Origin of the sequence: Flavobacterium proteolyticum (genome assembly GCF_015223105.1) — a bacterium.
Taxonomy (GTDB): domain Bacteria; phylum Bacteroidota; class Bacteroidia; order Flavobacteriales; family Flavobacteriaceae; genus Flavobacterium; species Flavobacterium proteolyticum.
Window position 1 is genome coordinate 371,451 of the sequence record NZ_JADFTZ010000001.1, and the last position, 25,762, is coordinate 397,212.

The following is a 25,762-nucleotide window of genomic DNA, read 5'->3' on the forward strand; positions in this document are numbered from 1 at the left end:
AAAAAATGAAGTACTTTTTAATCTATATATCGCTGATTTTCTGCGGGTTTAGCACACATGCTCAAATAAACGAATTAGGTGTATTTGTTGGTGGTGTTAATTATATTGGTGATGTTGGTCCAACGACTTATATCGCGCCAAATGAACCTGCAATTGGAATTCTATATAAATGGAATAGAAGTCCTCGTCATGCTTATCGTTTTTCATATACCCAAGGGAGTTTGAAATCGAAAGATATAGACAGCGATGTTCCAAGTAGAAACCTAAGAGGATATTCATTTGAAAATAGCGTAAAAGAATTTTCAGCTGGATTAGAATTTAATTTTATGGATTTTGATTTACATAATTCTAAAACAAAGGTTTCCCCTTATGTTTACAGTGGTGTAAGTTATTTTATTTATGATGAAATTTACATTTTAGGAAATACTAGTCATATAGATTATCAAAGTAGTGCTTTCGCTATACCAATGGTAATAGGATTAAAAGGTCGATTTTTTCAAAATTTTATAATTGGAGCAGAAGTTGGATTTCGATATACATTTACCGACAATTTAGACGGAAGCAATCCTAAAAACGACAATTTTGAAACGTTGCGTTTTGGGAATTTAAATAGTAATGATTGGTATGTATTTACCGGTTTAACATTAACTTATACATTTGGCAAAAACCCTTGTTTTTGCACAGAATAAAGATGGAGCTAGTTCAACAAATAAATACAGCAACTCTACCACAACATTTAGCCATAATTATGGATGGAAATGGAAGATGGGCTAAACAAAAGGGATTAATCCGAGCATTGGGTCATGAAAGCGGAACCAAGTCGGTTAAAACCACTGTTGAAACTTGTGCCAAACTTGGGATAAAAAACCTTACTCTTTATGCGTTTTCAACTGAAAATTGGAATCGTCCAAAATTAGAAGTAGAGACCTTAATGAAACTATTAATCTCTTCTTTAAAAAAGGAAATTAAAACATTACAAGCCAATAATATTAAATTAAATGCTATAGGAAATTTAACAAATTTACCTTCTAGCGTACAAAAAGAATTACAAGAAGTAATAGACAAAACTTCTGAAAACACTAGGATGACATTAACTTTAGCCCTTAGTTATGGAGCCAGAGAAGAACTTATTCAAGCTGTTAAAAAAATTTCAAACAAAGTTAAAAATAATATAATTTCTGAAGAGGCTATTGACGAATCAATTATTAATCAGCATCTTTACACACACAATTTACCTGATGTAGATTTGGTAATCAGAACAAGTGGCGAACATCGTATAAGTAATTTCCTGCTGTGGCAAATAGCCTATGCAGAATTTTATTTCACAGAAGTCCTTTGGCCTGATTTTTCAGAAAATCATTTATATGAAGCAATTATTAGTTATCAAAAAAGAGAACGCCGCTTTGGAAAAACTAGCGAACAAATTATACCCGAAAAAAATGTTTAAAAAAGGATTACAACTACTTTCAATTTTTATATTACTAAACAGCTCATCCATTTTTTCTCAAGACACTAAACTTGAAAACGGAAAAGAATACATATTAGCTAAGGTATCTGTTACAGGAAAAATTTCCTATAACGAACAAACTGTCACAACCTTTACTGGATTAGAAAAAGGACAATCAATAATTGTTCCTGGAGAAGACATAAGTATCGCTATTAAAAAACTTTGGAAATTAGGTTTATTTTCTGATGTAAATTTCTATGTTAATGAAATTAAAGGCGATAGTATTTACCTTGAATTAAATATCAATGAATTACCAAAAATATCTGATGTTAAAATCAAGGGAGTAAAAAAAGGAAAGTCTGAAGAGATAATCAAAGAAACGGATTTAAAGAAAGGGAAAATAGTAAACGAAAATTTACTAACTACTACCAAAAACTATATTGAAAACAAATACAAAAAAGACGGTTTTTATAACGCAAAAGTTGCTATTAACACAATTCCAGACAGTACTGGAAATGAAGTTAAAATGGTGGTTAACATTGACAAAGGAAGCAAGGTTAAAGTAAGTAGAATTGATTTTGAAGGAAATACTAAAATTACAGACTCAAAACTAAAAAAAGCTTTAAAAAATACAAAGGTTAAAAATCCAATTCGAATATTTAAAGCTTCTAAATTTATTAAAGAAAAATACAAAGAGGATTTAAATACAGTTGTAAACAAATACAAAGAAAACGGTTATCGTGATGCAAGAATTGTTTCAGATTCCGTTGGTTACGACAAAAAGAAGAACACCATTGCTATAAAAGTCAAAATTGAAGAAGGTAGAAAATACTACTTTGGAGATATTCGTTATTTAGGTAATACCGTTTATACTGATAATTTTTTAAATTCATATCTTGGGATTAAAAAGGGGGATGTTTATAATGGTACACTCCTAGAAGAACGAATTGCAGACAAAAGCAAACCCGATGGTGAAGATTTAACTAATTTATACCAAAACAATGGATATTTGTTTTCAAATATAAATCCTGTAGAAATCAGAACTGTTAATGACACTATTGATTTCGAGATTAGAATTACAGAAGGTCCAATAGCGTATTTTAATAAAATTACAGTTGTAGGAAATGACAGAACAAATGACCATGTAATCTACAGAGAATTAAGAACAAAACCTGGACAAAAATATAGTAAAGATGATTTAATTCGTTCTATAAGAGAAATTGGACAATTAGGCTTCTTTGACCCAGAAGCAATTAAACCCGATTTTAAAAATGTAGATCCTCAAGCGGGAACAGTTGATATTGAATACAATGTAGTTGAAAAAGGATCTAGTCAGGTTGAACTTCAAGGTGGTTATGGCGGTGGTGGATTCATTGGTACATTAGGTCTATCATTTAACAATTTTTCAGCAAGAAATATCTTCAATAAAGAAGCCTACAAACCATTACCAATGGGAGACGGACAAAAAATGTCTTTACGCTTACAAGGGAGTTCTTATTTTAGAACTTATAGTTTATCTTTCTCAGAGCCATGGTTTGGAGGAAAAAAACCGGTGAGTTTTTCAACCTCTTTTTCATATAGTAAACAATTTTTATACAACTATCAAACAAGAGCAGTTACAAAAGATCAAAGTTTCAATATTATTTCGCTATCAACAGGTATTGCGAAAAGATTAACTGTGCCTGATGATTACTTTGTTTTGTCACAATCTATTTCTTTTCAGTATTATGATTTAAATAATTACAAAACAGGCTTGTTTACATTTGGAAATGGTTCATCAAGAAACTTAACCTACACTATAGGATTAACTAGAAATAGTAAAGGAGTAAATCCAATATTTCCAACATCAGGTTCTGAATTTAGTGTGATGGCTAAATTTACACCTCCATATTCCTTAATTAACGGAGTTGACTACGGAGATTTAAAAAACAAAGCTGAATATAAATTAAAATACTCAAACACTCTTGGTTACACTTACGTCCCGACAGACCAAGGAATCATACCAAGAGAAGGTGATTACATAGGAGCTAATTATGATGCTAATGGCAATATTGTATCTGTTTATTATGTTGAAGACCCGAGTGATGCCGCAGTAGACCAAGGAAAAGTAGACCAAAAAAGGTTTAATTGGTTAGAATATTATAAAATTAAATTCAAAGGAGATTGGTACACTAGAATTTGGGATAAGCTTGTTTTAAGAACTTTAGGAGAGTTTGGATATATGGGAGCATATAATAGTGAAAGAGGAGTTGTTCCATTTGAGAGATTCTATTTAGGAGGAGATGGATTAGCCAATTTCTCACTTGACGGAAGAGAAGTTATTCAGTTAAGAGGTTATCCGAACAATTCATTATCACCTATTCTTGAAGAAGGCCCTCAAAAAGGGCAACAAGTTGGTGCTACAGTTTATAACAAATTTTCATTAGAATTAAGATATCCAATTACACTAAATCAATCCGCTTCTATTTATGCATTGTCATTTCTTGAGGCTGGTTCGTCATATAACGATTTTAAAAGCTACAACCCTTTTAATTTACAGCGTTCTGCTGGAGTTGGTTTACGTGTATTTATGCCAGCATTTGGATTGTTAGGAATTGATTTTGCACATGGTTTTGATCCAATTCCAGGGCAAACAGTTAAAAGTGGTTGGCAAACACACTTTATTATTGGACAACAATTTTAAGGTTTGTTAGTACTTTTTTGTTAAATTCGTAAAAATATTTTATTATTTATTGCGTTTAGCAATTATTAAATTAGGTCAGCTACCAACCAAAATTAAGTTGAAATGAAAAAAATATTATTTATACTTGTTGCACTAAGCACTTTTTCTTCTAAAGCACAAACAGCTCGTGGGGTGAAAATCGGCTACATAGACATGGAATATATTCTAGAGAAAGTACCTGATTATGCTGATGCTATTAATCAATTAGAGCAAAAAGCTCAAAAATGGAAACAAGAAATTGAAGTTAAAAAAACCGAAATCAATAAGTTAAAAGAAAATTTAAAAACAGAAAGAGTACTTTTAACTAAAGAATTAATTGAGGAAAGAGAAGAAGAAATTGCTTATTTAGAAAAAGAACTTTTAGAATATCAAGAAAAACGTTTTGGACCAAAAGGAGATTTGATAATTCAAAAATCTGTTTTAGTTAAACCTATCCAAGACCAAATTTTCACCATAGTTCAAGATGTTGCTGAACAACGAAAATATGATTTTGTTTTTGACAAATCGTCTGATTTAACAATGTTATTTGCCGCTCAGAAATATGACATAAGTGATTATGTTGTAAAAAAGTTAACTGCTTCTCAAAAAAGAGAAGAAATGTCTAAAAAACAACTAAAAGCATTAGAAGCAAAAGAGGCATTAGACGAAGCTGTTGAAGAAAATCCTGCATTTACAGAAAGAAAAAGGATTTTAGATGAAAAAAAGGCTGCTAGAGAAAAATTAATAGAAGAGCGCAAATTAGCTAACGAACAAAAGAAAGCTGATGCAGCTGAAAAAAGAAAAAAATTACTTGAAGAGCGAAATGCTAAAAAAAATGGCACAGTAATTGAAAATAAATCTTCTGAAGGTGATAAAGACGAAAAAGTTGAGGATAAAAAAGAAGAAAGTCCTAGTGAAGAAAAAGACATTGTAAAAGAAGAAACCAAAAAACTTACTCCTGAAGAGGCTCGTCAAAAACTTATCGACGATAAAAATAAAAAAATAGAAGAAAGAAAAAAGGCCTTAGAAGAAAAAAAGAAAAAAATTGCAGAGGATAAAGAAGCTGCTAAAAAAGCGAAAGAACAGAAAACAGAAACAGAGAACAAAAATTAAATAACTTAAATTTTAAAATTAAAAATGAAACAATTAAAAACTTTAGCAATTGCAATCGTACTTTTTATTGGAACACAAGTTTCAGCTCAAACAAAAGTTGCTCATATAGACGTACAAGCATTAATGACTTCTATGCCTGAAATGAAAACAGCACAAGATCAAATGAAGAAAATTCAGGATACTTATGACAAAGATTACAAAAACATGGTAGCTGAATACCAAACAAAATTACAAAAATATGAGCAAGAAGCTCCAACTGCAGGTGATGCTTTAAACGAAACTCGTTCTAAAGAAATGCAAGACATGGGTGCTCGTATTCAACAATTCCAACAAACAGCTCAAAAAGAATTAGGTCAAAAAGAAATGGACTTAATTAAACCAATCATGGAAAAAGCTCAAGCTGCCATCAAAAAAGTAGCAAAAGAAAAAGGGTTTAACTATGTATTAGACTCAACTACAGGAAGTGGCGTTTTAGTTGCTGACGGTACAGATTTATTAGCTGATGTTAAAAAATCATTAGGTTTCTAATTAATTCAAACCAAAATTTTAAAAACTGCTTAATCTTAGTTTAGATTAAGCAGTTTTTTTTATTTTTGTTGTTATGATAAACGAAAATCCAATAGGCTTGTTTGATTCAGGTATTGGCGGTACTTCAATATGGAAGGAAGTTCACGCCTTAATGCCGAATGAAAATACAATTTACCTTGCCGATAGCAAGAATGCTCCCTATGGATTAAAATCGAAAGACGAAATTATTGCACTTAGCTTTAAGAATACAGAATTCTTGTTAGAAAACAATTGTAAAATCATCGTAGTAGCCTGTAATACTGCCACTACAAATGCAATTAAAGAACTTAGAGCTAAATATGATGTTCCTTTCATCGGGATTGAGCCTGCTATTAAACCAGCAGCACTTCAATCAAAAACACAAACAATTGGCATATTAGCTACAAAAGGAACGCTTAATAGCGAATTATTTCACAAGAATGTAGCAAACCATCCCGATGTTAAAATAATCGAACAAATAGGACACGGATTGGTACAATTGATAGAAAATGGGGATATGGATTCAGCAGAAATGGAAGAATTGTTAAAGAGCTATTTAAATCCCATGGTAGAAAAAAATATTGACTATTTGGTACTAGGTTGTAGTCATTATCCTTATTTAATTCCACAGATTAAAAAAATCATTCCACCACAAATTAAAATAATTGATTCTGGTGAAGCAGTTGCCAAACAGACACAGAAAATATTAGAACAGAATAATTTATTAAATCTTTCGAATAGAAAAAGCTCGCAAATATTCTATACGAATAGCGAGCCTGAAGTTTTAAAAAACATATTAGGAAATAATGAAAATGTAATTTTTAAGAATTTTTAATCTATTCTTTAAACCAACCCGAATACATCACATAATTATTTGAAATACGTTCAATTTCACCTGCAAAATCACTTTGATCAATATCTTTTACTTTTTTTGCAGGAACTCCCGCATAAATACAACCCGATTCAACGACAGTATTTTGCGTAATAACAGAACCAGCTGCCACAATTGAATTACTCTCAATTACGCAGTTATCCATCACAATAGCTCCCATACCAATTAAAACATTATCTTTTATTGTACAACCATGTACGATAGCATTGTGCCCAATAGATACATTATTCCCAATGACAGTTGGATGCTTTTGGTACGTGCAATGAACTACTGCTCCATCTTGAATATTTACCTTATTCCCAATAGTTATCGAATTAACATCACCTCTTATTACCGCATTAAACCAAACACTACAATTGGAACCAAAAGAAACTTCACCAACAATAGTTGCATTTTCAGCTACATAGCAATCATCTGGGATTTGTGGAAATTTCCCATTAACTTCTTTGATCAACATAATTAATTATTTTAAAAAAAATGTCCCGATAAATCGGGACAAATATACTTGAAATTTATTTTATTAATTAACAGCAGGACAATTACAATCCCATTGCTTGTCTTTACAGAAAACATTCATACCTAAAGTAATTTGATGAAATCCTCCATTATCAAACTTGATATCACCCATAACATGACTGTAAGTATATGAAAACATAAAGTTTTTATAATTAACACCTAAAATTGGTGAAACCCATTGTAAATTTTGCTTACCGCCTTCATACTGAGCGCTATCAAAACTTCTTCTGTAAGAAACTGCAGCCCATAATTTACCAAAATCAACAGCTTTATAAACTTTAAGATTTAAGTCAATTGAAGACTCTTTAGTTTCAGAAATACGTTGATACATAAAAGAGGGTTCGAAAAGTAATCTATCCTCGTTACCAAAAACAGCACCTACACTCCATAATAATTTACTCAAATTGTCAGATTCAAACCCTTCAGAATACAACTCTCTTCTTTGGCTTGCTAAAAAGTTTTTCATTGTAACATGAGTAAAAAAGTCCATGTAGTGATATGAAACACCTAAATCAATATTAAAATAAGCATCTTTTTGGATAACACCATTTACAATAACAGGGTCATTACCCGTAAATGTAGAACCATCTAAAGTACTTTGAACGAAAGCAGTACTTAAACCAAAAGACAACTGATTTAAATCTACTGTACCTCTAGAAAATCTTAAATGGTGAGCATATGTTAATTTAGCACCTTTTTGAGAATGATAACCATTTCGATCATTAAACAGAATCATACCAACTCCAGATTTACCATCTTCATCTACAGCTGTATTAAAACTAACTGTTTGTAATGATGGCGCTTCGCTTTGTCCAAACCATTGTTGACGACCAGTTAATCTAATTTTACCACAATTGGCAGCACCTGCCATTGATGGGTGAATTAAATAATAATTATCCGATAAATAATCAGAATAAACAGCTATTCCCTCTTGTGCGAAAGAAAATTGTGCCAATAAAAATGCTAAAATAAAATAACTCTTTTTAAAATTCATTGTAGTTATTGTTTAATGAAAACATACCTCTTACTACCCTAATCAAACCATATGGCTTAAAATTAGAATATTATTAATAAAAAACAATAAGTAACTATGGTTTTTTACTACGAACTTGCCAAAGATATAAATTTTTGTGTTTCTTTTACAATACACTTAAAATATTATTAGATTTAATATGTGATTTTTTACATTATATAACACTTTTACATTGTATTTATCAAAATCTAATAAAAAGTTAAATAAAAAAAGTGCTCTACTAAAACAAACTACATATCTTATGAACTTTGTATCTTTGCAAAAAAATAAGTATCATGCAAGTAATCGCAACTAAAATAACACAAAATCCGGCCATTGTAAAATTTGAATTGGATGAAATTATTGTAAGAACTGAGAATTTTGAATTCAAAAATATTGACGAAACGCAAAATTCTCCTTTAGCAAAACAATTATTTTTTCTTCCTTTTGTTAAGACAGTCTATGTTTCTGGAAATTTTATCGCTATTGAAAAATTTTCAATTGTAGAATGGGAAGATGTTCAAGAAGATGTAGCCAATCAAATAAATGAATTCATTTCTAATGGTGGAGAGATCATCAAAATAGATGAAACCAAAACAAAAAAACAACCAATAACCGTTTATGCCGAAACCACTCCTAACCCCTCGGTTTTAAAATTTGTTTGTAATAAACTACTAACGAAAACTGCTCTGGAATGTAAAAACATTGATGAAACATCTGCTTCTCCTTTAGCAAAAGAATTATTTAAATTTCCTTTCGTAAAAGAAGTATTCATCGACGAAAATTATATTTCGGTTACCAAATTTGCTATAACAGAATGGGATGAAATTACTCTTGAATTAAGAACTTTTATTAAAGAGTACATTGAAAACGGAAACATTGTAATTGATGAAACAGCAATTGTGAAAACAGAAATTCATCAAAAACAACAAGAAGCTTATTTTGACACACTTGATGTTACTTCTCAGCAAATCATCAACATTATCGAAGAATACGTTAAACCTGCCGTTCAAAGCGATGGTGGAAACATTATGTTTGAATCTTTTGATCCAGAAGAGAAAAGAGTAAAGGTAGTTTTACAAGGTGCTTGTAGCGGATGTCCTTCATCAACTTTTACATTAAAAAATGGAATTGAAAACATGTTGAAAGACATGCTGAAAGACGAAGCAATTAAAGTAGAAGCCATTAACGGATAATTCTAAACCGTATAAAACAAAAAAGAGCCTTTCGGCTCTTTTTTTATTTCTTATTCTGTTGATTAAATTCTTTAAACAACTCTAATAAATTCATAATTGATTTTATCAAATCGTTTGTTTCAAGAAGTAAAGAGAAATACAATTTACTGTTTTTAGGACTTGTTTCTGTAGTTCTAATTCTATTAATCTGTTTTGTGATTAATTCAGAAACGGTGTCTAAAAATGCTTTTTTATCTCTTAAAATCTCATCTAATTTAGAAAAATCTTCAGTTTTAAAACTTTCCTCTAAACGGCTGAACAATTCTTGTAGTTGTGTATCAACAGTTTTAAGATCACGAATTTGATTGAATTTTAATTTTTTATGATTGTTATTTACATGCGAATGGCTGCTTGATGTAATATAATCAATTGATTGAACCATGTCTTGTAAATAGCCTAAAATTAAAATATAAAATTTACTTGCTTCAACTGAATTTTCATCTAAGTTTTTGATGAAATAGAAAACATTACTTTTTAACTCGTCGATTTCTTTTTCAAGTTTTTTTAATGCTTTTTTATTTTCTTTCAATTTAGCCAAATCTTGTAAACCTAAATTATCTACAACATTTGAGTATAAGGCACTAGTTTTTCTTAACACTTTAGAAATCTGAGAAGAACTTTCTGTAATCATTTCTTTTAATGTTACGATGTCTTCTTTTCTTAATTTCTTAATTTCCTCTTCTTCTTTAACTTTCTTTTTGTGAATTTGGTTACTTCTGTAGAAGAAAATTGCGACAATAATCATGAAAGCAAAGAACGCAAATACTTCTCCAATGAATAAGATGTAAGCAATAATGGCAGAAGATAAAAATGCAGCTAAAGCAGTTACAAACCAACCTCCAATTACATTAAAAACACCCGCAACACGATAAACAGCGCTTTCTCTATCCCAAGCTCTATCTGCAAAAGACGAACCCATTGCTACCATAAAAGTTACATAAGTTGTAGATAATGGTAATTTCATTGATGTTCCGATAGAAATCAAAATAGAAGCTACAATTAAGTTTACTGATGCACGAACCATGTCAAACATAGGTTGTTCATCTCTCTTTCCTGTATATTCAGGCTGAACAAACTGAGCGTCTAATTTCTTCTGAAGTGATTTTGGTAAAATAAAACTAATGATATTTCCAAGATACATAAATCCTCTAACAATGTTTCTTGAAAGTGTATTAGCGTTATATTTTTCATTTCCTTCTCCTTGACGAGACAAATTCTGCTCAGTTTCAATAACCGATTTAGCTTTTTTAGATGTCCATAATGTGTAAACCATTACTAATCCAGCCAATGCTAAAAAGATAAAAGGAGCTGGTAAATTTTCTTTTTCCAAACCAGACATCATGAATTCCGTTGCTCCAACAGTTTGTCCAGGTGCAGCCCAAATTTCAAAAGCTTGGTAAGCCGCAATTGGCACCCCAATGAAGTTAACTAAGTCATTTCCTGCAAAAGCAAGTGCTAATCCAAAAGTCCCAACAATAATAATGAATTTAAAAACACTGAATTTAAAAACACTAATTAATAATTGACAAACAATTGTCCATAGAATTAATGAATATGCAATAATAGTAAATGGACTTTCTTTAATAAAATCTTTTACTTCAGAAGGCACAAATGTGATTGATTTTAATCCTTTTACCAAGATGAAAAAAGTAATCGCTGTCATAGCAACTCCACCAAAAAGTGCCGCTACATACTTATATCTTTTTTCGATATGAAATGTAAAAATTAACCTTGATACATATTGTACTAACGAACCTAGAGCAAAAGATAATGCTACAGAAAGTAAAATACTATAAACAATTTCAGAAGCTTTTTCAGTATTGATATAGTTTCCAAGAGTATCAAAACCATCTCCACTAACATATACTTTGTAAACAGCTAAAACTACTGAAGCCCCTAACAAAGAGAAAATTACAGAAACTGTTGTTGATGTTGGAAGTCCTAAGGTGTTAAACACATCAAGTAACAATACATCGGTAATCATTACTGCTAAAAAGATGATAATTACATCGTTGAAACTAAACATACTTGGCGTAAAAATTCCGTTTCGTGCAATTTCCATCATACCGTTAGAATAAAGGGCTCCAACAGCAACACCTAAACTCGCTACAATCATAATAGTTTTAAACGAAACCGCTTTTGAACCAATAGCTGAGTTTAAGAAATTAACCGCATCATTACTTACTCCTACCATCAAATCGGTAATTGCAAGGATGGCTAATGCAATTAACATTATAATATAAATTTGCTCCATTTTTTTATGAATTAATTTTGGTGCAAAATTCCTCTAAGAAATTTAGATTTACGTTAATTTAATGTTATCAATTTTAATTTTAAATTACATTTTTGATACAATACTTAACTTTAATTTAATATTAAAACTTTAGAAACTATCTTTGCAAAAAAAAGAATATGACTCCAATTGAAATTCAAAATTACTTCGAAACCATTAAAAAACTAATCTTAGAATATTCTCCAAAATTTGTAGTAGCAATATTAATTTTATTAATTGGGCTTTGGGGAACAAGTTTTATCACCAAAACAGCAAAAAAAATAATGGTAAAACGTAATGTAGAAGTTACGCTTTCAACTTTTATTGGAAATCTCATTTTTTGGACACTTCGCATTTTACTTTTTGTAACTGTAATTTCTAAACTTGGAATAGAAACATCTTCTTTTGTTGCTGTTCTTGGAGCCGCTGGTTTAGCAATTGGCCTATCCTTACAAGGTTCGCTTTCTAATTTTGCTGGCGGAATTTTAATTATTTTATTCAAACCATTTAGAATTGGCGACTTTATTGAAGCACAAGGGGTTTTAGGAACTGTCAAAGATATCAAAATATTCTCAACCGTAATTACTTCTCCTGATAACAAACAAATTGTAATCCCAAATGCTGCTTTATCAAATGGAGTTATAACCAACTACACTGTTAATGGAATCAGAAGAGTTGATTTAGTAATTTCTGTAGATTACGCAACTGATTTACAATTAGCTAAAACAACCTTAGAAAACATATTAAAATCAATTCCCGAAGTTTTACCAGAACCTGAAGCAGCCGTTTTTATTAATAATTTAGCAACGAGTTCAATTGATTTTGCTGTTAGACCTTTTACAAAAAACGAACATTTCTGGAAAGTTAAATCTGATGTTTTAGAGAAAACAAAGAGAACATTTGACGAATTAGGAATTGAAATCCCTTACCCACACCAAGTGGAAATTCACAAAGAATAACTTTATTTACTCAAAACAAAATCTTTCAAATAATAAGGTTCAAAATAAGCGACATCAACAAAGTCGCTTATTTTGTATTTCTCAAACGACAATTCACTCATTTCTTTAGCTGATGGAAATATAACATTTGAATGAAATACAAATTTATCATCCGTTAAAGTGTTTTTGAACTTTTCTGTTCCATCGCCAACTAAATGAATTTTCTTTGAAATTTCTTGATACGAAGTTTTATCAATAATCTCAGCTTGTGTATTTCTGATTTGTGTGTAATTTTTATCGTAAATAGCCGTAAAAACTTCCATTCTGCGAGCATCAATCATTGGAATGATAATTCCGTCTTCAATTTGAATTTGTTTCGCTAAAAGCTGCAATGTATCAACAGCAATCATTGGGATATTCATTGCATAACAAAATCCTTTTGCAGAAGAAACACCAATTCGCAAACCTGTATAAGAACCCGGACCTTGACTTACCGCAATAGCATTCAAGTCAGAAAACTGTAAATTATTTTCAGCAAGTAATTCTTCGATAAAAACGTGTAATTTTTCGGCATGAGAAAAGTTTTGCTCTGCAATTTCTTTACAAGCTATCGTTTTTCCTTCTTTTGCTAAAGCTACTGAACAATTTTTAGTTGCGGTTTCTATGTTTAGAATAATTGACATAATCAGATTTTTGAAAGGCAAAGTTAAGAAGATAAACCCGTAAAAAAAATAAGGCATAGTTTCCTACGCCTTATCTACCCAAATTAACTAATAAGAAATCTATTTCTTACTTTCTTTTTTATCTTTTTCTGTTTCTACACGAACTTTATCATTTGAAACTAAATCTTTTGAAACCGTTGTGTAAGGTCCAATAATAATTTCTTCACCCGGTTTTAAACCTGAAATAATTTCAATATTGGTATCGTCTTGAATTCCTGTTTTAACAACTCTCAACTTAGCTTTATCGCCAACTTTCACAAAAACACATTCGTATTTTTTATCACTTTTTGGTGCCGTTCCTTTTTGTTCTTGCTCTTTCTTTTTCAATTCTGCAACAATATCTTTTTTAACCGAAGTGGTATCGTCTTTTATTACAACTGCACTAATTGGAACTGCCGTAATATTTTCTTTACGCTTAGTGATAATATCAACCGTAGCAGTCATTCCCGGTCTAAAAGGCGAGAAATTTTCAGGTTTTCCTTCTAATAAATCTTGATAAGATTCTTTTAAAATTCTAACTTTTACTTTGAAATTCGTAACCTGATCAGCCGTTAATGCAGTACTTGCCGAATTTGAAATACTAGTTACAATTCCTTTAAATTCTCTTTTTAAATAAGCATCAACTTCAATATTTGCAGAATCACCGATGTTTACCTTTACAATATCATTCTCATTAACATCCACTTCTACTTCCATATTGTTTAGGTTAGCAATTCTAAGAATTTCTGTTCCTGCCATTTGTTGCGTTCCTAAAACTCTTTCTCCTAATTCTACATTCAACAATGAAACTGTTCCATCTGCTGGAGCATAAATTGTAGTTCTACCTAAGTTATCTTTTGCTTCAGTAACCGTTGCAGACGCACTTTGTACTTGGTAATACGCCGATTGTTTATTGGCAACCGCAACTTCATAAGCCGAAACGATTCTATCCCATTCTGACTTTGAGATAATTCCTTTTTCGAATAATTTTTTATTTCGATCGTAATTAGCTTTAGCTTCTTTTACCTGAGCATCTGCCTGACTTAAACCTGCTTTTGTAGTTGACATAGAAGCTACAGAACGATTCACTCCAGATTCGTATAAATCGGGATTAATTCGCACCAATAAATCTCCTTTTTTTACTTGTTGCCCTTCTTTAATAGGTAAAGCAATAATTTCTCCAGAAACTTCTGATGATATTTTAACTTCAATTTCTGGTTGGATTTTTCCTGTTGCCGAAACCGTTTCAACGATTGTTGTTTGCGCTACTTTTGATAATTCAACAACTTTAGATTCATCGTTATTTCCGATTACACCACCTTTTTTAAGTCCGACTACTAATAAAATTATTCCTACTAGACTTCCTAATAAAATGAATATGGTTTTCTTTGACATGATAAAGTATTTATATTTTAACTATTGCTTTTTGATTAATGGAATTCCGAAATAGAATTCTAATATTTTAGTTCTAAAAATGTAATCGTATTTGGTTCTTAACACTTCTGATTGAGCGTTTTCATAAGCTATTGTAGATTGAGAAAAATCAAATGAATTCATTAAACCTACTTCATAACGCTCTTTTGAAAAATTGAACGATTGTTTTCTAGCTTCTAAAGTTTTTTGAGCTGCTTCAAATGATTTTTTAGCATTAATAACATCATTATAAGCTTGATATACATTTCGCTCTAAATCTAACTCGGCTTGTTTCAGCTGAAATTCTGAACGCTCTTGATTAATTTTAGCACGTTGTACTCTTCCTCTTGTAGCAAATCCATTTAAAATTGGAACGCTTAACTGTAAACCAACTGCAGTTCCATCAAATAATGACAATTGATCTGCAAAATTAAATGGTGTACTTTCAGACCAACGAGTATTATATCCAACAAAACCTGTTAATGTTGGCAAATATGAAGAACGAGAAATCGCAACATCTTTTTTTGCCACATCAACATTTGACAAAGCTATTTTCACATCTTTAACCGATTCTTTAGCTTTAGCCAAAATAGCCTCCTGTGTTTCATTTGTTATATTAGACATTGGCAAATCAATCACTTCATCTGAAATATCAAACGTAGCATAATCTTCTAACAATAAAGTTTGACACAAGGCAACCTTAGAAATTAAAAGTGCATTTTCAGTACTAATAATTTGTTGCTCTTGAGTAGCATCTGTAGCTTGTAGTTCGTATATATCTCCAGCAGGAAGTGAACCAGCCTCTATTAACTCTTGAGTTCTTTTGATATTTTCTTTAGTAACTAAATTTTGATTTTTTTGAACTTTCAATTGTTCTTTATTAAACAATATTTGTAAGTACGAGTTTGCAATTGAAAGAGCAATATCATCTTTCATTTTGTCCAGACGATAAGTATTTGCTATCTGATTCAGTTTAGATCGCTGCAATGTTTTCCAATTAGCCAAACCATTAAACAACATTATATTTGAGTTTGCAGAAGCTGAAAACGATTTAAATGTTTGATTTTGAAACTGGTTTGTAACTGGGTTAATACTTGCTCCTGTATTTATACTATAATTTGCATTTCCATTCAGTGTAGGCAAAAAACCACCAATAGCTTCTAGCTTTTCAACATCAGAAGTTTTTAAATCTAATTCGGACTGTTTCACCGAAATATTATTTTTTATAGCATAATCTACACATTCTTCCAAAGTCCATTTTTTACTTTGTGCCGAAAGTTGAAAACCTATCAACAATAGAAAAAAAACTATTTTTTTTGTTATCATTTTATGTGATTTAATTCTCATTTCTTATAAGACCGCTTTTTCAATATTTTGTTACAGTATATCAATTAAAATTTTACTTTTACATCGAAAATTAGATTTCCTATGAAAACATTTCTTGTAATTTTTGCCTTACTTTTTACCTTGCTTCTAACCATTTCATGTGGTACAGCAAAAAAAATTGAAGCCATAAAACCCGCACCTTCAAACGCTAACCCTGTTGTTTTTAAAAATAAAGTTTCTTTTATTTCAATGCCTGTTGAAATAACATTGAAGGAACTCGAACAACAATTAAATAAAAATGTAACCGGATTAATATTTAACGATTCTATCTTAAATGATGATAAAACCGAAATGAAAATCTGGAAAACAGCTCCTATTAAACTAAGTGAAAAAAACGGAAACATTATTTCTGAAATCCCACTTAAGATTTGGGCAAAATTTAAATATGGAACTGATTTTATGGGATTAAATGACACTCGTGAAATCAATCTAAATGGAATCATAACTTTAGACAGCAAAACCCATTTAACGAATTGGAAGCTCACCACTACTTCTAAAATAGAAGATTTTGAATGGAGCGAAAGTCCTACGATTTTGGTAGCTGGAAAAAACGTTCCAATTACTTATATCATTAATCCCACATTGACCCTATTTAAATCGAAAATTTCGAAAAAAATTGATGAAGCTATTGATAAAACCTGTGACTTTAAACCTCATGTTTTAGATGCTTTAGACAAATTAAGCAATCCTATTTTAACAAGCGAACAATACGAAACCTGGTTTAAAATGGTTCCTTTAGAACTATATGTAACCGAAGCCAAACTTAGCAAAACTAAAATCATGTTAAACATGGGATTAAAATGCAACATGCAAACTATGGTGGGACAAAAACCAAAAAGCGGGTTTGATGCTTCGAAAATTGTATTGAAACCTGTAGAAAAAATTCCAGACAACACGACTGTTTCGGTTGTAGCGGTTTCTACATTTGAAAGTGCAAGTAAAATTGTAACTAAGAATTTTCAAGGACAAGAATTTGCATCGGGAAGTAGAAAAATCAGTGTTCAAAAAGTAGATTTATGGCAAAAAGATGGCAAAATGATTATTGCTTTAGATGTTTTAGGAAGTATTAACGGTACAATTTATTTATCGGGAATTCCAAATTACAATCCTATCACAAAAGAAATTTATTTTGACCAAATGGAATATGTTTTGAATACAAAAAGCGTCTTAATGAAATCAGCCAATTGGTTATTACATGGTACCATTTTAAAAAGTATTCAAGAAAATTGCCGCTATTCGATAAAAGGAAACTTAGAAGAAGGCAAACAAAATATGAAGCCTTATTTAAACAACTATTCACCTATGAAAGGTGTTTTTGTAAATGGAACTATCAATGATTTCGAATTCGAAAAAGTTGAATTAACGGATAAAGCCATTATTGCTTTCATTACCACTAGTGGAAAAATGGATATTAAAGTGGATGGATTAGAATAAAACAAAAAAGTCGTTTCAAATGAAACGACTTTTTTTATACATCTTTTTTCTTACCATATTTCAGTCGATAAATGGCGTAACCTAAAACACCAACTAATATGTATGGAATTGCCATTAAATACACAATTCCATCATTAACAGCTTCAGCCTTTACACCACCTTCTTCACTTTCAAGAGCAGCACGACACATAGCGCATTGGGCTTGAGTCGAAAGAGAAAAGAAAAAAGAGAAAAGAATAAAGAAAAACATCTTCATCTTACAAACTCTTTGTTCTATTTTCTTTGTTCTATTTTCTTTAGTTTGCATAATATGGAGAAATCATTAAATATACAATCACTCCAGTAACAGCCACATACAACCAAATTGGGAACGTAATTTTTGCTATTTTTTTATGTTTATCAAATTGTTGTGACCACGCTTTTACATAAGTAGTTAAAACTAAAGGAATGATAATAATTGATAATAAAATATGCGTTATTAGGATAAAATAATACACGTATTTAATTGCACCTTCACCACCAAATTTTGTAGAATCCGAAGTCATATGATAGGCTACATACATTCCAAGGAAAGCAACCGAACATGCGATGGCAACTTTCATCAAGTTTTCGTGTAGTTTTCTATTTCCGTTTTTAATTGCTATTACGGCAGCAACTAAAACCACAGCGGTTAATCCGTTGATTGTTGCATAAATTGGAGGCAAAAATGATAAAGGCTGAACATCATACCCTAATTTTCTCAAATTCACTCCAAAAAGCAAAGCCACAACAGCAGGAATTGCTACTGATAAAACAACAATAAGTTTATTGTATTTTGTTTCTATATTATTTTCCATAATTATTCTTCAAGTAATTTTTTAATATCTTCTTTTATTGCTTCAACACCCGAAGCCTCTAATCCATCGTAATATAAAATTGGATTTCCTTGAGCGTCTTTTCTGCATCTTATTTTCCCATCTTTATCTACTAATGCAAATAAACCTGAGTGCTCAAATCCACCAGCAACTTTATTGTTTTCTCCAGCGTATAAGTTAAAACCTTTGTTTGCTAAACTATAGATGTATTCTTTATCACCTGTCAAAAAATGCCAATTGTAATGTTTTACTCCTAATAAATTAGCATGTTCTTTCAATATTTGGGGTGTGTCTTTTGCTGGATCGATGGTTATAGAAGCAATTCCGAAATTCGGATTTCCATAAAATTCGTTTTGCAATTGCAACATACTTTCATTCATTTTAGGACAAATCGTAGGACATGTAGAAAAGAAAAACTCCACTACATACACTTTTCCTAAATAGTCCTTATCCGAAATAGTTTTATTGTCTTGATTCGTTAATTTAAATGCTGGTACTGGACCAATTGCTACTAAATCTGATTTTTGAAATTTAGCAATGATTTTTGGTACTGCCCAAATTCCGAAAATCAAAACGATGAATGAAATTCCGATGTATGATTTATTCTTCATGAAAATTACTTTTGTTTTTCAATATTCTCTTTGATGTTATCACGGAAAGCATCTTTTCTTTCGTTTTTATTCTTTTTTAAAGCCAAACGATATTCGCGAAGAATGATTTTTACATCATCTGTCATTTCGTTATGTAAATCAGCTGCTGAGATGGTATTGTAACTTTCCTTGTATTCTTCTTCGCCTTTTTTGTTTTTACCTTTTCTTCCGCGATGATTCAATTCTTTATCCACGATAAATACTGCTGGAGTTCCTTTATTTTCATCTAATTGTCCTATCAATTTATAACTATCATAGAACTCTTGAATTTTATCTGGAGTTGAAAAAACAAATCTCCATCCTTTCATATCACCGGTTATTGGTGCTAATTCATCTATAATTTGTTGGCATTTCTTTTCATTCCCTAAAGGAACTACCATAATCATTTGAAAATCTTTGAAGCCTTTATACTTATTATAAATTTTTTGATTCAAATTAAAAAAGTTACCGCGATTTTCAATTACTTTAGATCCAACAAAACCAAGAACTGTAATTTTTCCTTTCATTGATTCTTTTGCACCCTCTAAACCAATCCAATCAGCAGGAATATCTTTATTATTCTTTGAGATTGTAGGCAAAAAAAGAGAATTATGAGATGCTGTTGAAAATACCAAATAAATGGCAATTGGCAACATAAAAAGGGAAATTAGGACTAATTTATTTTTCATTATATGAAACTTATTTTGTTCACACAAAAGTAAAAAAAATCCCGATGTAAATCGGGATTATATAATAGAAACAAGTGTTAAAATATCCACTTTAAATGACCTGTTTTATAAACATCAAAAACATAGTTTCCTTCAACTAATAAAATAAAAGATAGATAAAGGATTAAGAAAACTACTGTCCAAACGATAGATCTTCTAAACCATTTTTTCTCACCTTCCATGTGCATGAAAGCCCAAGTAATATAATAAGCTTTTACAATAGTTAAGATAATGAACAACCAGTTTAACAAGTTCATTCCAGCGAAATTGTTAAAAAACAATGCCTTTGGTTTATAGATACCGAATAAAACTTCTACGATAGTAATTACAGATAGAATTCCAAAAACTACCCAAATTCTTTTTGTATTTGATTCGTGTGCGTGTGCCATGATATACTTTTATTAAATAATTATACTAAATAGAAGAAAGTAAATACGAATACCCACACTAAATCGACAAAGTGCCAGTACAATCCAACTTTCTCAACCATTTCGTAGCTTTTTCTCTTTTCGTAAGTACCTAATAACACATTAAAGAAAATGATGATATTAATTAATACTCCTGTAAATACGTGGAATCCGTGGAAACCTGTAATAAAGAAGAAGAAGTTAGCAAATAATTTATGACCGTACTCGTTTCTAACTAAGTTAGCACCTTCTACAACATATTTAGCCTCTTCTAATCTTTTTAACGATTCTGCTCTTGATAAAACTGTTTTATGTTTTTCAGCATTCAAATATTCAGAACGAACTAAAATAGACTCATTTGCTTTGAAACCTTCAACAACTTCATTTACTGAATATGTTGGTAAAGTAGCTTCATTCATAAACCAAACTCCGTCATTTCTATCTAATTGCTCTCTTGCTTCAGGTAAAGTTGTAGCAAAATCAGCTAATGCTACTCTTTTAAAAGTACCATCTTCTTGTTTTTGAACAAATTGCAAGATTGAACCTCCTTTAGTTTCAACAGCACCATATTCTCCTTTGATGAAGTTTTTCCATTCCCAAGCTTGAGAACCCAAGAAGATAAAACCACCAATAATAGTTAAAAACATGTAGAACGCTACTTTTGTTTTTTTCATGTGATGACCTGCATCTACAGCTAATACCATAGTTACAGAAGAGAAAATTAAGATAAAAGTCATTAACGCTACATAATACATTGGCGCATTTACACCATGTAAAAATGGAAAGTGGTTAAAAACTTCATCGGCGATAGGCCAAGTTTCAATGAATTTAAATCTTGAAAAACCATACGCGGCTAAGAAACCAGAAAAAGTTAATGCATCTGATAAGATGAAAAACCACATCATCATTTTACCATAGGTTGCTCCTAATGGTCCTGGACCTCCGTCTAAAGCGTGTTCGTCTGTAATAACTGTCGCTCCCATAAATTTTTTAATTGTTAAAAAGTTCCCAAATTTATTATTTTTTTTCTATTTGAAAAAATAGAAAAATAAAAACAAATAAACCCAAATAAAATCCATAAAGTGCCAATACATCGCACTTAGCTCTATACCAAGGGTTTGAGCCGAATTGTATTTTTGTTTATAATGATTATAAATTACTAATAAAAGCGATATAATACCTCCTAAAAGGTGAGCAATGTGAACCAAAACAGCAATATACAAAAATGAAGTCGTTACATTACTTTCACTTCCTGTAAAGAAATAGCCATTATCGATTACTTGTCCAAATCCTTTAAATTGCAATACTATAAACGCGATTCCAAGTGCTAAAGTAATCAATAAAAACATTGAAGCACCATTTCTGTTGTCTTTTTTTGTTGCTTGTAAAGCTAAGTAAAAAGTAAAACTACTTACTAACATAGCTACTGTACTAATTACAAATGCAGAAGGCAATACAAAATCTTTCAACCAATCTGGTCTTGATTTACTTACTACATAGGCACTTGTTAGTCCAGCGAAAATCATACAGATGCTAATCATTCCAAACCACAACAACATTTTGTACGTTCTGCCTTTGCGAGCTTGTTCTTCTTCCAAAGTCATTCTATTTTCCATAACTATCGTAAAAATTTATCTATAACATATATTATTTGCAACAACGAAATATACGAAACACTAACAATCATTAATTTTCTTGCCGCTTTTGCATCCATTTGTTTGTGCAATTGTACCGCATAAAACAACATCCATAATCCTAATAAGAAAACGATTACCGCTGCAGTTTTCGATAAAATCAAATTTCCGGTAAACCCAAAAACTGGAATTATCGAGGCTAAAATCATCCAAATCGTATACAAAATGGTTTGAAGCGCTGTTTTTTTATCGCGTTCTCCTGTTGGTAACATAAAGAACCCAGCCTTTTTGTAATCGTCATACAAGAACCAACCGATGGCCCAAAAATGTGGAAATTGCCAGAAGAATTGAATAATAAATAAGGTTCCCGCTTCAATTCCGAATTGACCTGTTGCAGCAACCCAACCTAACATAAACGGAATAGCTCCAGGAAAAGCACCAACAAAAACAGAAAGCGGAGTTAAAGTTTTTAATGGCGTATACAAGCTCACATACATGAAAATCGAAATCGCGCCAAACATAGCGGTTTTAGGATTTACATTGTATAAAATAGCTAATCCTAAAATGGTTAAAACGCAACCTAAAATAAAAGCATTTTGTTTTGTAATTCGACCAGAAGGCAACGGACGATTTTTAGTTCGGTCCATTTTGGCGTCTAATTCAATTTCGATGATTTGGTTAAAAACATTAGAAGCGCCTACCATGCAATAACCGCCAACAATTAACAATACTAAAACCAACCATTGAAAAGGTTGTTCCTCATTAAATCCTAACAAATAACCTGCAATAGTGGAAACCACTACACTAATAGATAAACGCGCCTTTGTGATTTCTACAAAGTCTTTGTAAAGAGATTTTTTAATTTGAGGTTGTGTATTCGTGTCCACTTTAGTGTTTTTCGCTGTGAAATTGCGCGCAAAGATACGATATGAAAATTAGAATTTAGAATTTAGAATTTAGAAAATTCGTTAAATCTATTAATAATCAAAATACCAGTTAAATAAATCGCTTCTTAGTCCAATTGAAAACCAAGTGGTGTTTGATTTTATTGTTGCTGCAGTTTCAGCTGTTGGGTCGAAATTTCTCAACATTACATTTCCAAAAACTTTTAAATTTGAAGCTGGATTAACTAAATACCCTACTTGTAAATCAGCAATCATAACCGTTGTTTTATTTCCTTGCGCAATCGAAACTCCGGTGTCGTATGGACGATTTTCGTCGTAATCTAAATAGATATTTCCTCCGTAGTTGAAATTATCAGTTCCGTTATTGAAATCAAATCCGCGTTGACCGTAAATAAATTTGGCATCTGCAAAATATCTTCCTTTGTAATAACGTGCAATAGCAATAAATTCTCTAAAATTTGCTCCCCATAAATGCCCCATACTTTGGTTATTGTGACCATAATTTGTAATAGGATCACTATGCGAATACACGTAAGGACGCACTTGGTTATATTCCACTTGAAGCAATAAATTTTTCACTTTGAATGCATCGTAATACTTTACTCCAATTTGATACGCAAATTTATTTCTCCAACTTTGATTGCTCTCTTTTACATCACCAATTGCAAACTCGTCAATTAAAAACTGTCCATAGAAGTTAATTTGATTGTTCCATTTGTATTTTGAAGTTAACCCAAGCAATGCATTTCCTGTTTTAGACGATGAGCCAAACTCAACCGTTCTATAGAAAATTAATGGATTCACAAAATTAAAATCAAAACCTCTATCGTTGGTATTCGTCCAAACCACATTTTCAAAGAAACCTAAATTCCATCTTTTCGTTACATTCCAACTCAAATAATGACTTGCCATGTATTTTGTAGTATAGGTTCCGTCAACTGTAGCAGCATCACGAACATCTTTCAGCCACATGTAGGTATTGGTGTATTTAATTTTCCAAAAAGTAGTGTTGATCTTGAAATACGGATATGGGCTTGCACCATCACTTTGTAATAAAGAACGATATCCATCACCTAAGAAATTTCTTCCGTAACCTAGTTGTAGATTTACAAATTTACTTGGTTGGTATTTGATATTTGCTTCTGCTAATGGAAAATCATAAGCATCCTCTTTAAAACGTTTGGCAATTCCAATTCCGGGGATAATCGCTGGATTTCCTCCCGAAGGACGAATACTTTCTGCATATGCATTGTAATAATCAGCAAATCTACCTTGACTTTCATAAATAGAAGTTGTAAAAGTTAATTGCTTTCCTAGACCACCATTTACAATTAAACCTCTTGTGTTAACAAATGTGTTCGAAGCTTCACTTTCAGTATCTTTTCCAATTCTAAAATCGAAAATTGGATTTAGTGTGAACCAATATTCTTCGCCTTGAATCGCTACTAAATTTTCGTTCCATAATTTTCTTCCCCACCAAGATGCTTTTTGTTTCGCAAATGATTGGTTTGCCGTTTCGAAATCATAATATTTTGCTACTTCATCATACGAATAAGGCTTTGAAGCCGTATGATTATTACTTCCTACTTGATTTAACAAAGCATCGAAAACACCATAATTTTGATGTGAAAACTGCACAATTCCCGAACTTTTAAACTGCGGATTTTCGAATGGTTTTATCACCAAATCATCGTATTCTGATAATTCTTTTTTGTTATCAATTAACAGCGTATTTGTTTTGGCATACTTAGTAGCTACATCCTCTTGCGTGCTTGGGGCAACTAAAGGAATATTGATTTTTATAGAAAATTTGGAATACGTCGGCTTTCCTGAATAAGTAGCAGGTAAAACTTTTGGCAACGATTCAAAAACGCGAGCAGCTTCTTTTTTTAGTGACTCGTGTGCAGCATCGGTATACAAAACCTTGAAATTTCCGACAGTATCGACTTCAAAAACAGCAATTACGGTTCCTTTGTAATTTTGTTCTTGAAGTTCTTGAGGTACTTTAAAATTATTGTAGAAATAATTTTGAATCGAATTGTAAAAACAAGATTCTTGTTGTTTGCCAATAGCATTTACGCAATCAGGAAATTTCGGAAATTGTTCGCTTGACGAATTTTGAGCAAAAGTCGTAAATCCGAAAACCAACAACAGTAAACAGTATATTTTTCTCATAAGATATTTTTAATAATCGCTATTTGAAATTTCGCCATTTGCAATTGCTTTAGCAGCTGAAGTTCCAATTCGTTTTACGCCTAACTGAACCATTTCTACAGCTTCTTCATAAGTTCTTACTCCACCTGCAGCTTTAACGGGTAGCGGACAAGAATTTTCAAGCATTAATTTAATGGTTGGAACTGTAGCTCCATTTGGAACACCCTCTGGCGTTTTATAAAAACCTGTTGATGATTTTACAAATACTTTATCGTATTCTTTTTCGCTAAAATTAGCAATCACCACATTCTTAATTAATGCAGATAATTGTACAATTTGATGATTATCTAAAGCTGCTACTTCAATAATCCATTTTACAATTTTATTATGAGCTAACCCTAATTTAGTTCCTTGTAAAACTTGTTCTTTTACAATATCAATTTCACCTCTTTTAAAAGCTTCATAATCGACAACATAATCTAAATCATCAACACCATTTTCTATAGCTTGTTTAGCTTCCTCTAATTTATCTTCTAAAGTTCCATTTCCTAATGGAAAATCGATAACCGTTCCAATTGTAACTTTTGAATTAGCCTCATGAATCATTTTTCTTGCCATAGCAACTTTATCTGGTCGAATCATGATTAATTTAAAATCATTATCGATGGCTTCTTGAATACAATTTTTCACAACTTCTGTATTTTCTTTTTCAGAAAGATTAGCTTGAGCTGCGGTTTTAAGATAGGTTGAGTCTAAATATTGTTTGATGTTCATTTCACAAAGAATTATAATGTGTAAAAATAAAAAAATCCCATCGAAATGGGACTTTTTATCACAAATAATAT

Annotated in this window: 25 protein-coding genes; 9 read left to right on the top strand and 16 right to left on the bottom strand. The window is 31.2% G+C overall.

Annotated features, from left to right (window positions below; translation table 11 throughout):
- The first annotated feature begins 5 nt into the window (after positions 1-5).
- The 6 genes from porG (at position 6) to murI (ending at position 6,642) form a co-directional block, all read left to right on the top strand.
- Positions 6-689 carry a type IX secretion system protein PorG gene (gene porG, locus IM755_RS01600; protein WP_194093313.1) on the top strand — a complete coding sequence of 228 codons (684 nt, stop codon included), beginning with the start codon at positions 6-8 and terminating at the stop codon, positions 687-689.
- 2 nt (positions 690-691) lie between these two features.
- Positions 692-1,447, top strand: coding sequence for an isoprenyl transferase (locus IM755_RS01605; RefSeq protein WP_194093314.1), 756 nt, complete (start codon positions 692-694; stop codon positions 1,445-1,447).
- Positions 1,365-4,130, top strand: a complete 2,766-nt coding sequence (gene bamA / locus IM755_RS01610; RefSeq protein WP_194093315.1) for an outer membrane protein assembly factor BamA — start codon at positions 1,365-1,367, stop codon at positions 4,128-4,130. The genes IM755_RS01605 and bamA overlap by 83 nt, the downstream gene beginning before the upstream one ends.
- Positions 4,131-4,232: 102 nt before the next feature.
- A complete protein-coding gene (locus tag IM755_RS01615) occupies positions 4,233-5,261 on the top strand; it encodes an OmpH family outer membrane protein (RefSeq protein ID WP_194093316.1) in 1,029 nt (342 codons plus the stop codon).
- Between the two features lie 24 nt (positions 5,262-5,285).
- Positions 5,286-5,789: an OmpH family outer membrane protein gene (locus IM755_RS01620; protein ID WP_194093317.1), complete on the top strand. Its 504-nt coding sequence runs from the start codon at positions 5,286-5,288 to the stop codon at positions 5,787-5,789.
- Between the two features lie 73 nt (positions 5,790-5,862).
- Positions 5,863-6,642, top strand: a complete 780-nt coding sequence (gene murI / locus IM755_RS01625; protein ID WP_194093318.1) for a glutamate racemase — start codon at positions 5,863-5,865, stop codon at positions 6,640-6,642.
- A 1-nt stretch (position 6,643) separates the two neighbouring features.
- On the opposite strand, the gene IM755_RS01630 is transcribed toward murI, so the two are convergent.
- Together IM755_RS01630 and IM755_RS01635 are read right to left on the bottom strand one after the other, a co-directional pair.
- The gene (locus IM755_RS01630) at positions 6,644-7,156 is read right to left on the bottom strand and encodes a gamma carbonic anhydrase family protein (RefSeq protein WP_194093319.1); all 513 of its coding nucleotides are present in this window, start codon (positions 7,154-7,156) and stop codon (positions 6,644-6,646) included.
- A gap of 63 nt (positions 7,157-7,219) precedes the next feature.
- A complete protein-coding gene (locus IM755_RS01635) occupies positions 7,220-8,209 on the bottom strand; it encodes a PorP/SprF family type IX secretion system membrane protein (RefSeq protein ID WP_194093320.1) in 990 nt (329 codons plus the stop codon).
- Between the two features lie 314 nt (positions 8,210-8,523).
- On the opposite strand from IM755_RS01635, the gene IM755_RS01640 reads away from it, so the two are divergent.
- A complete protein-coding gene (locus IM755_RS01640) occupies positions 8,524-9,423 on the top strand; it encodes a NifU family protein (protein WP_194093321.1) in 900 nt (299 codons plus the stop codon).
- Positions 9,424-9,466: 43 nt separating this feature from the next.
- Here IM755_RS01640 and IM755_RS01645 read toward each other — a convergent pair whose 3' ends face one another.
- Positions 9,467-11,716 (bottom strand): inorganic phosphate transporter, encoded by a 2,250-nt coding sequence (locus IM755_RS01645; RefSeq protein WP_194093322.1) that lies wholly within the window; start codon positions 11,714-11,716, stop codon positions 9,467-9,469.
- A 158-nt stretch (positions 11,717-11,874) separates the two neighbouring features.
- Between IM755_RS01645 and IM755_RS01650 the strand changes: the two genes are divergently transcribed.
- Positions 11,875-12,693 carry a mechanosensitive ion channel family protein gene (locus IM755_RS01650; protein WP_194093323.1) on the top strand — a complete coding sequence of 273 codons (819 nt, stop codon included), beginning with the start codon at positions 11,875-11,877 and terminating at the stop codon, positions 12,691-12,693.
- A gap of 2 nt (positions 12,694-12,695) precedes the next feature.
- Here IM755_RS01650 and tsaB read toward each other — a convergent pair whose 3' ends face one another.
- From tsaB to IM755_RS01665, 3 genes are all read right to left on the bottom strand, one after another.
- Positions 12,696-13,355: a tRNA (adenosine(37)-N6)-threonylcarbamoyltransferase complex dimerization subunit type 1 TsaB gene (tsaB, locus tag IM755_RS01655; RefSeq protein ID WP_194093324.1), complete on the bottom strand. Its 660-nt coding sequence runs from the start codon at positions 13,353-13,355 to the stop codon at positions 12,696-12,698.
- Between the two features lie 99 nt (positions 13,356-13,454).
- Entirely contained in the window at positions 13,455-14,768 is a 1,314-nt protein-coding gene (locus IM755_RS01660; protein WP_194093325.1) for an efflux RND transporter periplasmic adaptor subunit, read from the bottom strand.
- Between the two features lie 21 nt (positions 14,769-14,789).
- Positions 14,790-16,109, bottom strand: coding sequence for a TolC family protein (locus IM755_RS01665; RefSeq protein WP_394368299.1), 1,320 nt, complete (start codon positions 16,107-16,109; stop codon positions 14,790-14,792).
- Positions 16,110-16,214: 105 nt separating this feature from the next.
- Here IM755_RS01665 and IM755_RS01670 point away from each other — a divergent pair, with 105 nt between their 5' ends.
- Complete coding sequence (locus tag IM755_RS01670) at positions 16,215-17,606, top strand: DUF4403 family protein (RefSeq protein ID WP_194093327.1); 1,392 nt, start codon at positions 16,215-16,217, stop codon at positions 17,604-17,606.
- Between the two features lie 34 nt (positions 17,607-17,640).
- Here the strand turns inward: IM755_RS01670 and IM755_RS01675 are convergent, their stop codons facing one another.
- From IM755_RS01675 to deoC, 10 genes are all read right to left on the bottom strand, one after another.
- On the bottom strand, positions 17,641-17,862 hold the full coding sequence (locus IM755_RS01675) for a hypothetical protein (RefSeq protein WP_228063874.1): 222 nt from the start codon (positions 17,860-17,862) through the stop codon (positions 17,641-17,643).
- A 40-nt stretch (positions 17,863-17,902) separates the two neighbouring features.
- Positions 17,903-18,442 carry a DUF420 domain-containing protein gene (locus IM755_RS01680; protein ID WP_194093329.1) on the bottom strand — a complete coding sequence of 180 codons (540 nt, stop codon included), beginning with the start codon at positions 18,440-18,442 and terminating at the stop codon, positions 17,903-17,905.
- A 2-nt stretch (positions 18,443-18,444) separates the two neighbouring features.
- Positions 18,445-19,071: an SCO family protein gene (locus IM755_RS01685; protein WP_194093330.1), complete on the bottom strand. Its 627-nt coding sequence runs from the start codon at positions 19,069-19,071 to the stop codon at positions 18,445-18,447.
- 5 nt (positions 19,072-19,076) lie between these two features.
- The gene (locus IM755_RS01690) at positions 19,077-19,778 is read right to left on the bottom strand and encodes a hypothetical protein (RefSeq protein ID WP_194093331.1); all 702 of its coding nucleotides are present in this window, start codon (positions 19,776-19,778) and stop codon (positions 19,077-19,079) included.
- A gap of 77 nt (positions 19,779-19,855) precedes the next feature.
- Positions 19,856-20,206 carry a cytochrome C oxidase subunit IV family protein gene (locus IM755_RS01695; RefSeq protein WP_026724344.1) on the bottom strand — a complete coding sequence of 117 codons (351 nt, stop codon included), beginning with the start codon at positions 20,204-20,206 and terminating at the stop codon, positions 19,856-19,858.
- 20 nt (positions 20,207-20,226) lie between these two features.
- On the bottom strand, positions 20,227-21,207 hold the full coding sequence (locus tag IM755_RS01700; protein ID WP_194093332.1) for a cytochrome c oxidase subunit 3: 981 nt from the start codon (positions 21,205-21,207) through the stop codon (positions 20,227-20,229).
- 45 nt (positions 21,208-21,252) lie between these two features.
- Complete coding sequence (locus IM755_RS01705) at positions 21,253-21,840, bottom strand: cytochrome c oxidase subunit 3 (RefSeq protein WP_194093333.1); 588 nt, start codon at positions 21,838-21,840, stop codon at positions 21,253-21,255.
- Positions 21,841-21,842: 2 nt separating this feature from the next.
- Positions 21,843-22,745 carry a heme o synthase gene (gene cyoE / locus IM755_RS01710; RefSeq protein WP_194093334.1) on the bottom strand — a complete coding sequence of 301 codons (903 nt, stop codon included), beginning with the start codon at positions 22,743-22,745 and terminating at the stop codon, positions 21,843-21,845.
- A 90-nt stretch (positions 22,746-22,835) separates the two neighbouring features.
- Complete coding sequence (locus IM755_RS01715; protein ID WP_194093335.1) at positions 22,836-24,938, bottom strand: gliding motility protein RemB; 2,103 nt, start codon at positions 24,936-24,938, stop codon at positions 22,836-22,838.
- A gap of 9 nt (positions 24,939-24,947) precedes the next feature.
- On the bottom strand, positions 24,948-25,691 hold the full coding sequence (gene deoC / locus IM755_RS01720; protein ID WP_194093336.1) for a deoxyribose-phosphate aldolase: 744 nt from the start codon (positions 25,689-25,691) through the stop codon (positions 24,948-24,950).
- Positions 25,692-25,762 lie beyond the last annotated feature (71 nt).

Coding starts and splice junctions, on each gene's coding strand:
- IM755_RS01630 (WP_194093319.1), bottom strand. CDS start 7,156: ATGTTGATCAAAGAAGTTAATGGGAAATTTCCACAAATCCCAGATGAT.
- IM755_RS01680 (WP_194093329.1), bottom strand. CDS start 18,442: ATGGAAAATAATATAGAAACAAAATACAATAAACTTATTGTTGTTTTA.
- IM755_RS01700 (WP_194093332.1), bottom strand. CDS start 21,207: ATGGGAGCGACAGTTATTACAGACGAACACGCTTTAGACGGAGGTCCA.
- IM755_RS01660 (WP_194093325.1), bottom strand. CDS start 14,768: ATGTCAAAGAAAACCATATTCATTTTATTAGGAAGTCTAGTAGGAATA.
- IM755_RS01675 (WP_228063874.1), bottom strand. CDS start 17,862: ATGAAGATGTTTTTCTTTATTCTTTTCTCTTTTTTCTTTTCTCTTTCG.
- IM755_RS01645 (WP_194093322.1), bottom strand. CDS start 11,716: ATGGAGCAAATTTATATTATAATGTTAATTGCATTAGCCATCCTTGCA.
- IM755_RS01605 (WP_194093314.1), top strand. CDS start 692: ATGGAGCTAGTTCAACAAATAAATACAGCAACTCTACCACAACATTTA.
- IM755_RS01695 (WP_026724344.1), bottom strand. CDS start 20,206: ATGGCACACGCACACGAATCAAATACAAAAAGAATTTGGGTAGTTTTT.
- IM755_RS01685 (WP_194093330.1), bottom strand. CDS start 19,071: ATGAAGAATAAATCATACATCGGAATTTCATTCATCGTTTTGATTTTC.
- IM755_RS01670 (WP_194093327.1), top strand. CDS start 16,215: ATGAAAACATTTCTTGTAATTTTTGCCTTACTTTTTACCTTGCTTCTA.
- murI (WP_194093318.1), top strand. CDS start 5,863: ATGATAAACGAAAATCCAATAGGCTTGTTTGATTCAGGTATTGGCGGT.
- bamA (WP_194093315.1), top strand. CDS start 1,365: ATGAAGCAATTATTAGTTATCAAAAAAGAGAACGCCGCTTTGGAAAAA.
- IM755_RS01715 (WP_194093335.1), bottom strand. CDS start 24,938: ATGAGAAAAATATACTGTTTACTGTTGTTGGTTTTCGGATTTACGACT.
- IM755_RS01640 (WP_194093321.1), top strand. CDS start 8,524: ATGCAAGTAATCGCAACTAAAATAACACAAAATCCGGCCATTGTAAAA.
- porG (WP_194093313.1), top strand. CDS start 6: ATGAAGTACTTTTTAATCTATATATCGCTGATTTTCTGCGGGTTTAGC.
- tsaB (WP_194093324.1), bottom strand. CDS start 13,355: ATGTCAATTATTCTAAACATAGAAACCGCAACTAAAAATTGTTCAGTA.
- IM755_RS01620 (WP_194093317.1), top strand. CDS start 5,286: ATGAAACAATTAAAAACTTTAGCAATTGCAATCGTACTTTTTATTGGA.
- IM755_RS01650 (WP_194093323.1), top strand. CDS start 11,875: ATGACTCCAATTGAAATTCAAAATTACTTCGAAACCATTAAAAAACTA.
- deoC (WP_194093336.1), bottom strand. CDS start 25,691: ATGAACATCAAACAATATTTAGACTCAACCTATCTTAAAACCGCAGCT.
- IM755_RS01635 (WP_194093320.1), bottom strand. CDS start 8,209: ATGAATTTTAAAAAGAGTTATTTTATTTTAGCATTTTTATTGGCACAA.
- IM755_RS01705 (WP_194093333.1), bottom strand. CDS start 21,840: ATGGAAAATAGAATGACTTTGGAAGAAGAACAAGCTCGCAAAGGCAGA.
- IM755_RS01690 (WP_194093331.1), bottom strand. CDS start 19,778: ATGAAAAATAAATTAGTCCTAATTTCCCTTTTTATGTTGCCAATTGCC.
- IM755_RS01615 (WP_194093316.1), top strand. CDS start 4,233: ATGAAAAAAATATTATTTATACTTGTTGCACTAAGCACTTTTTCTTCT.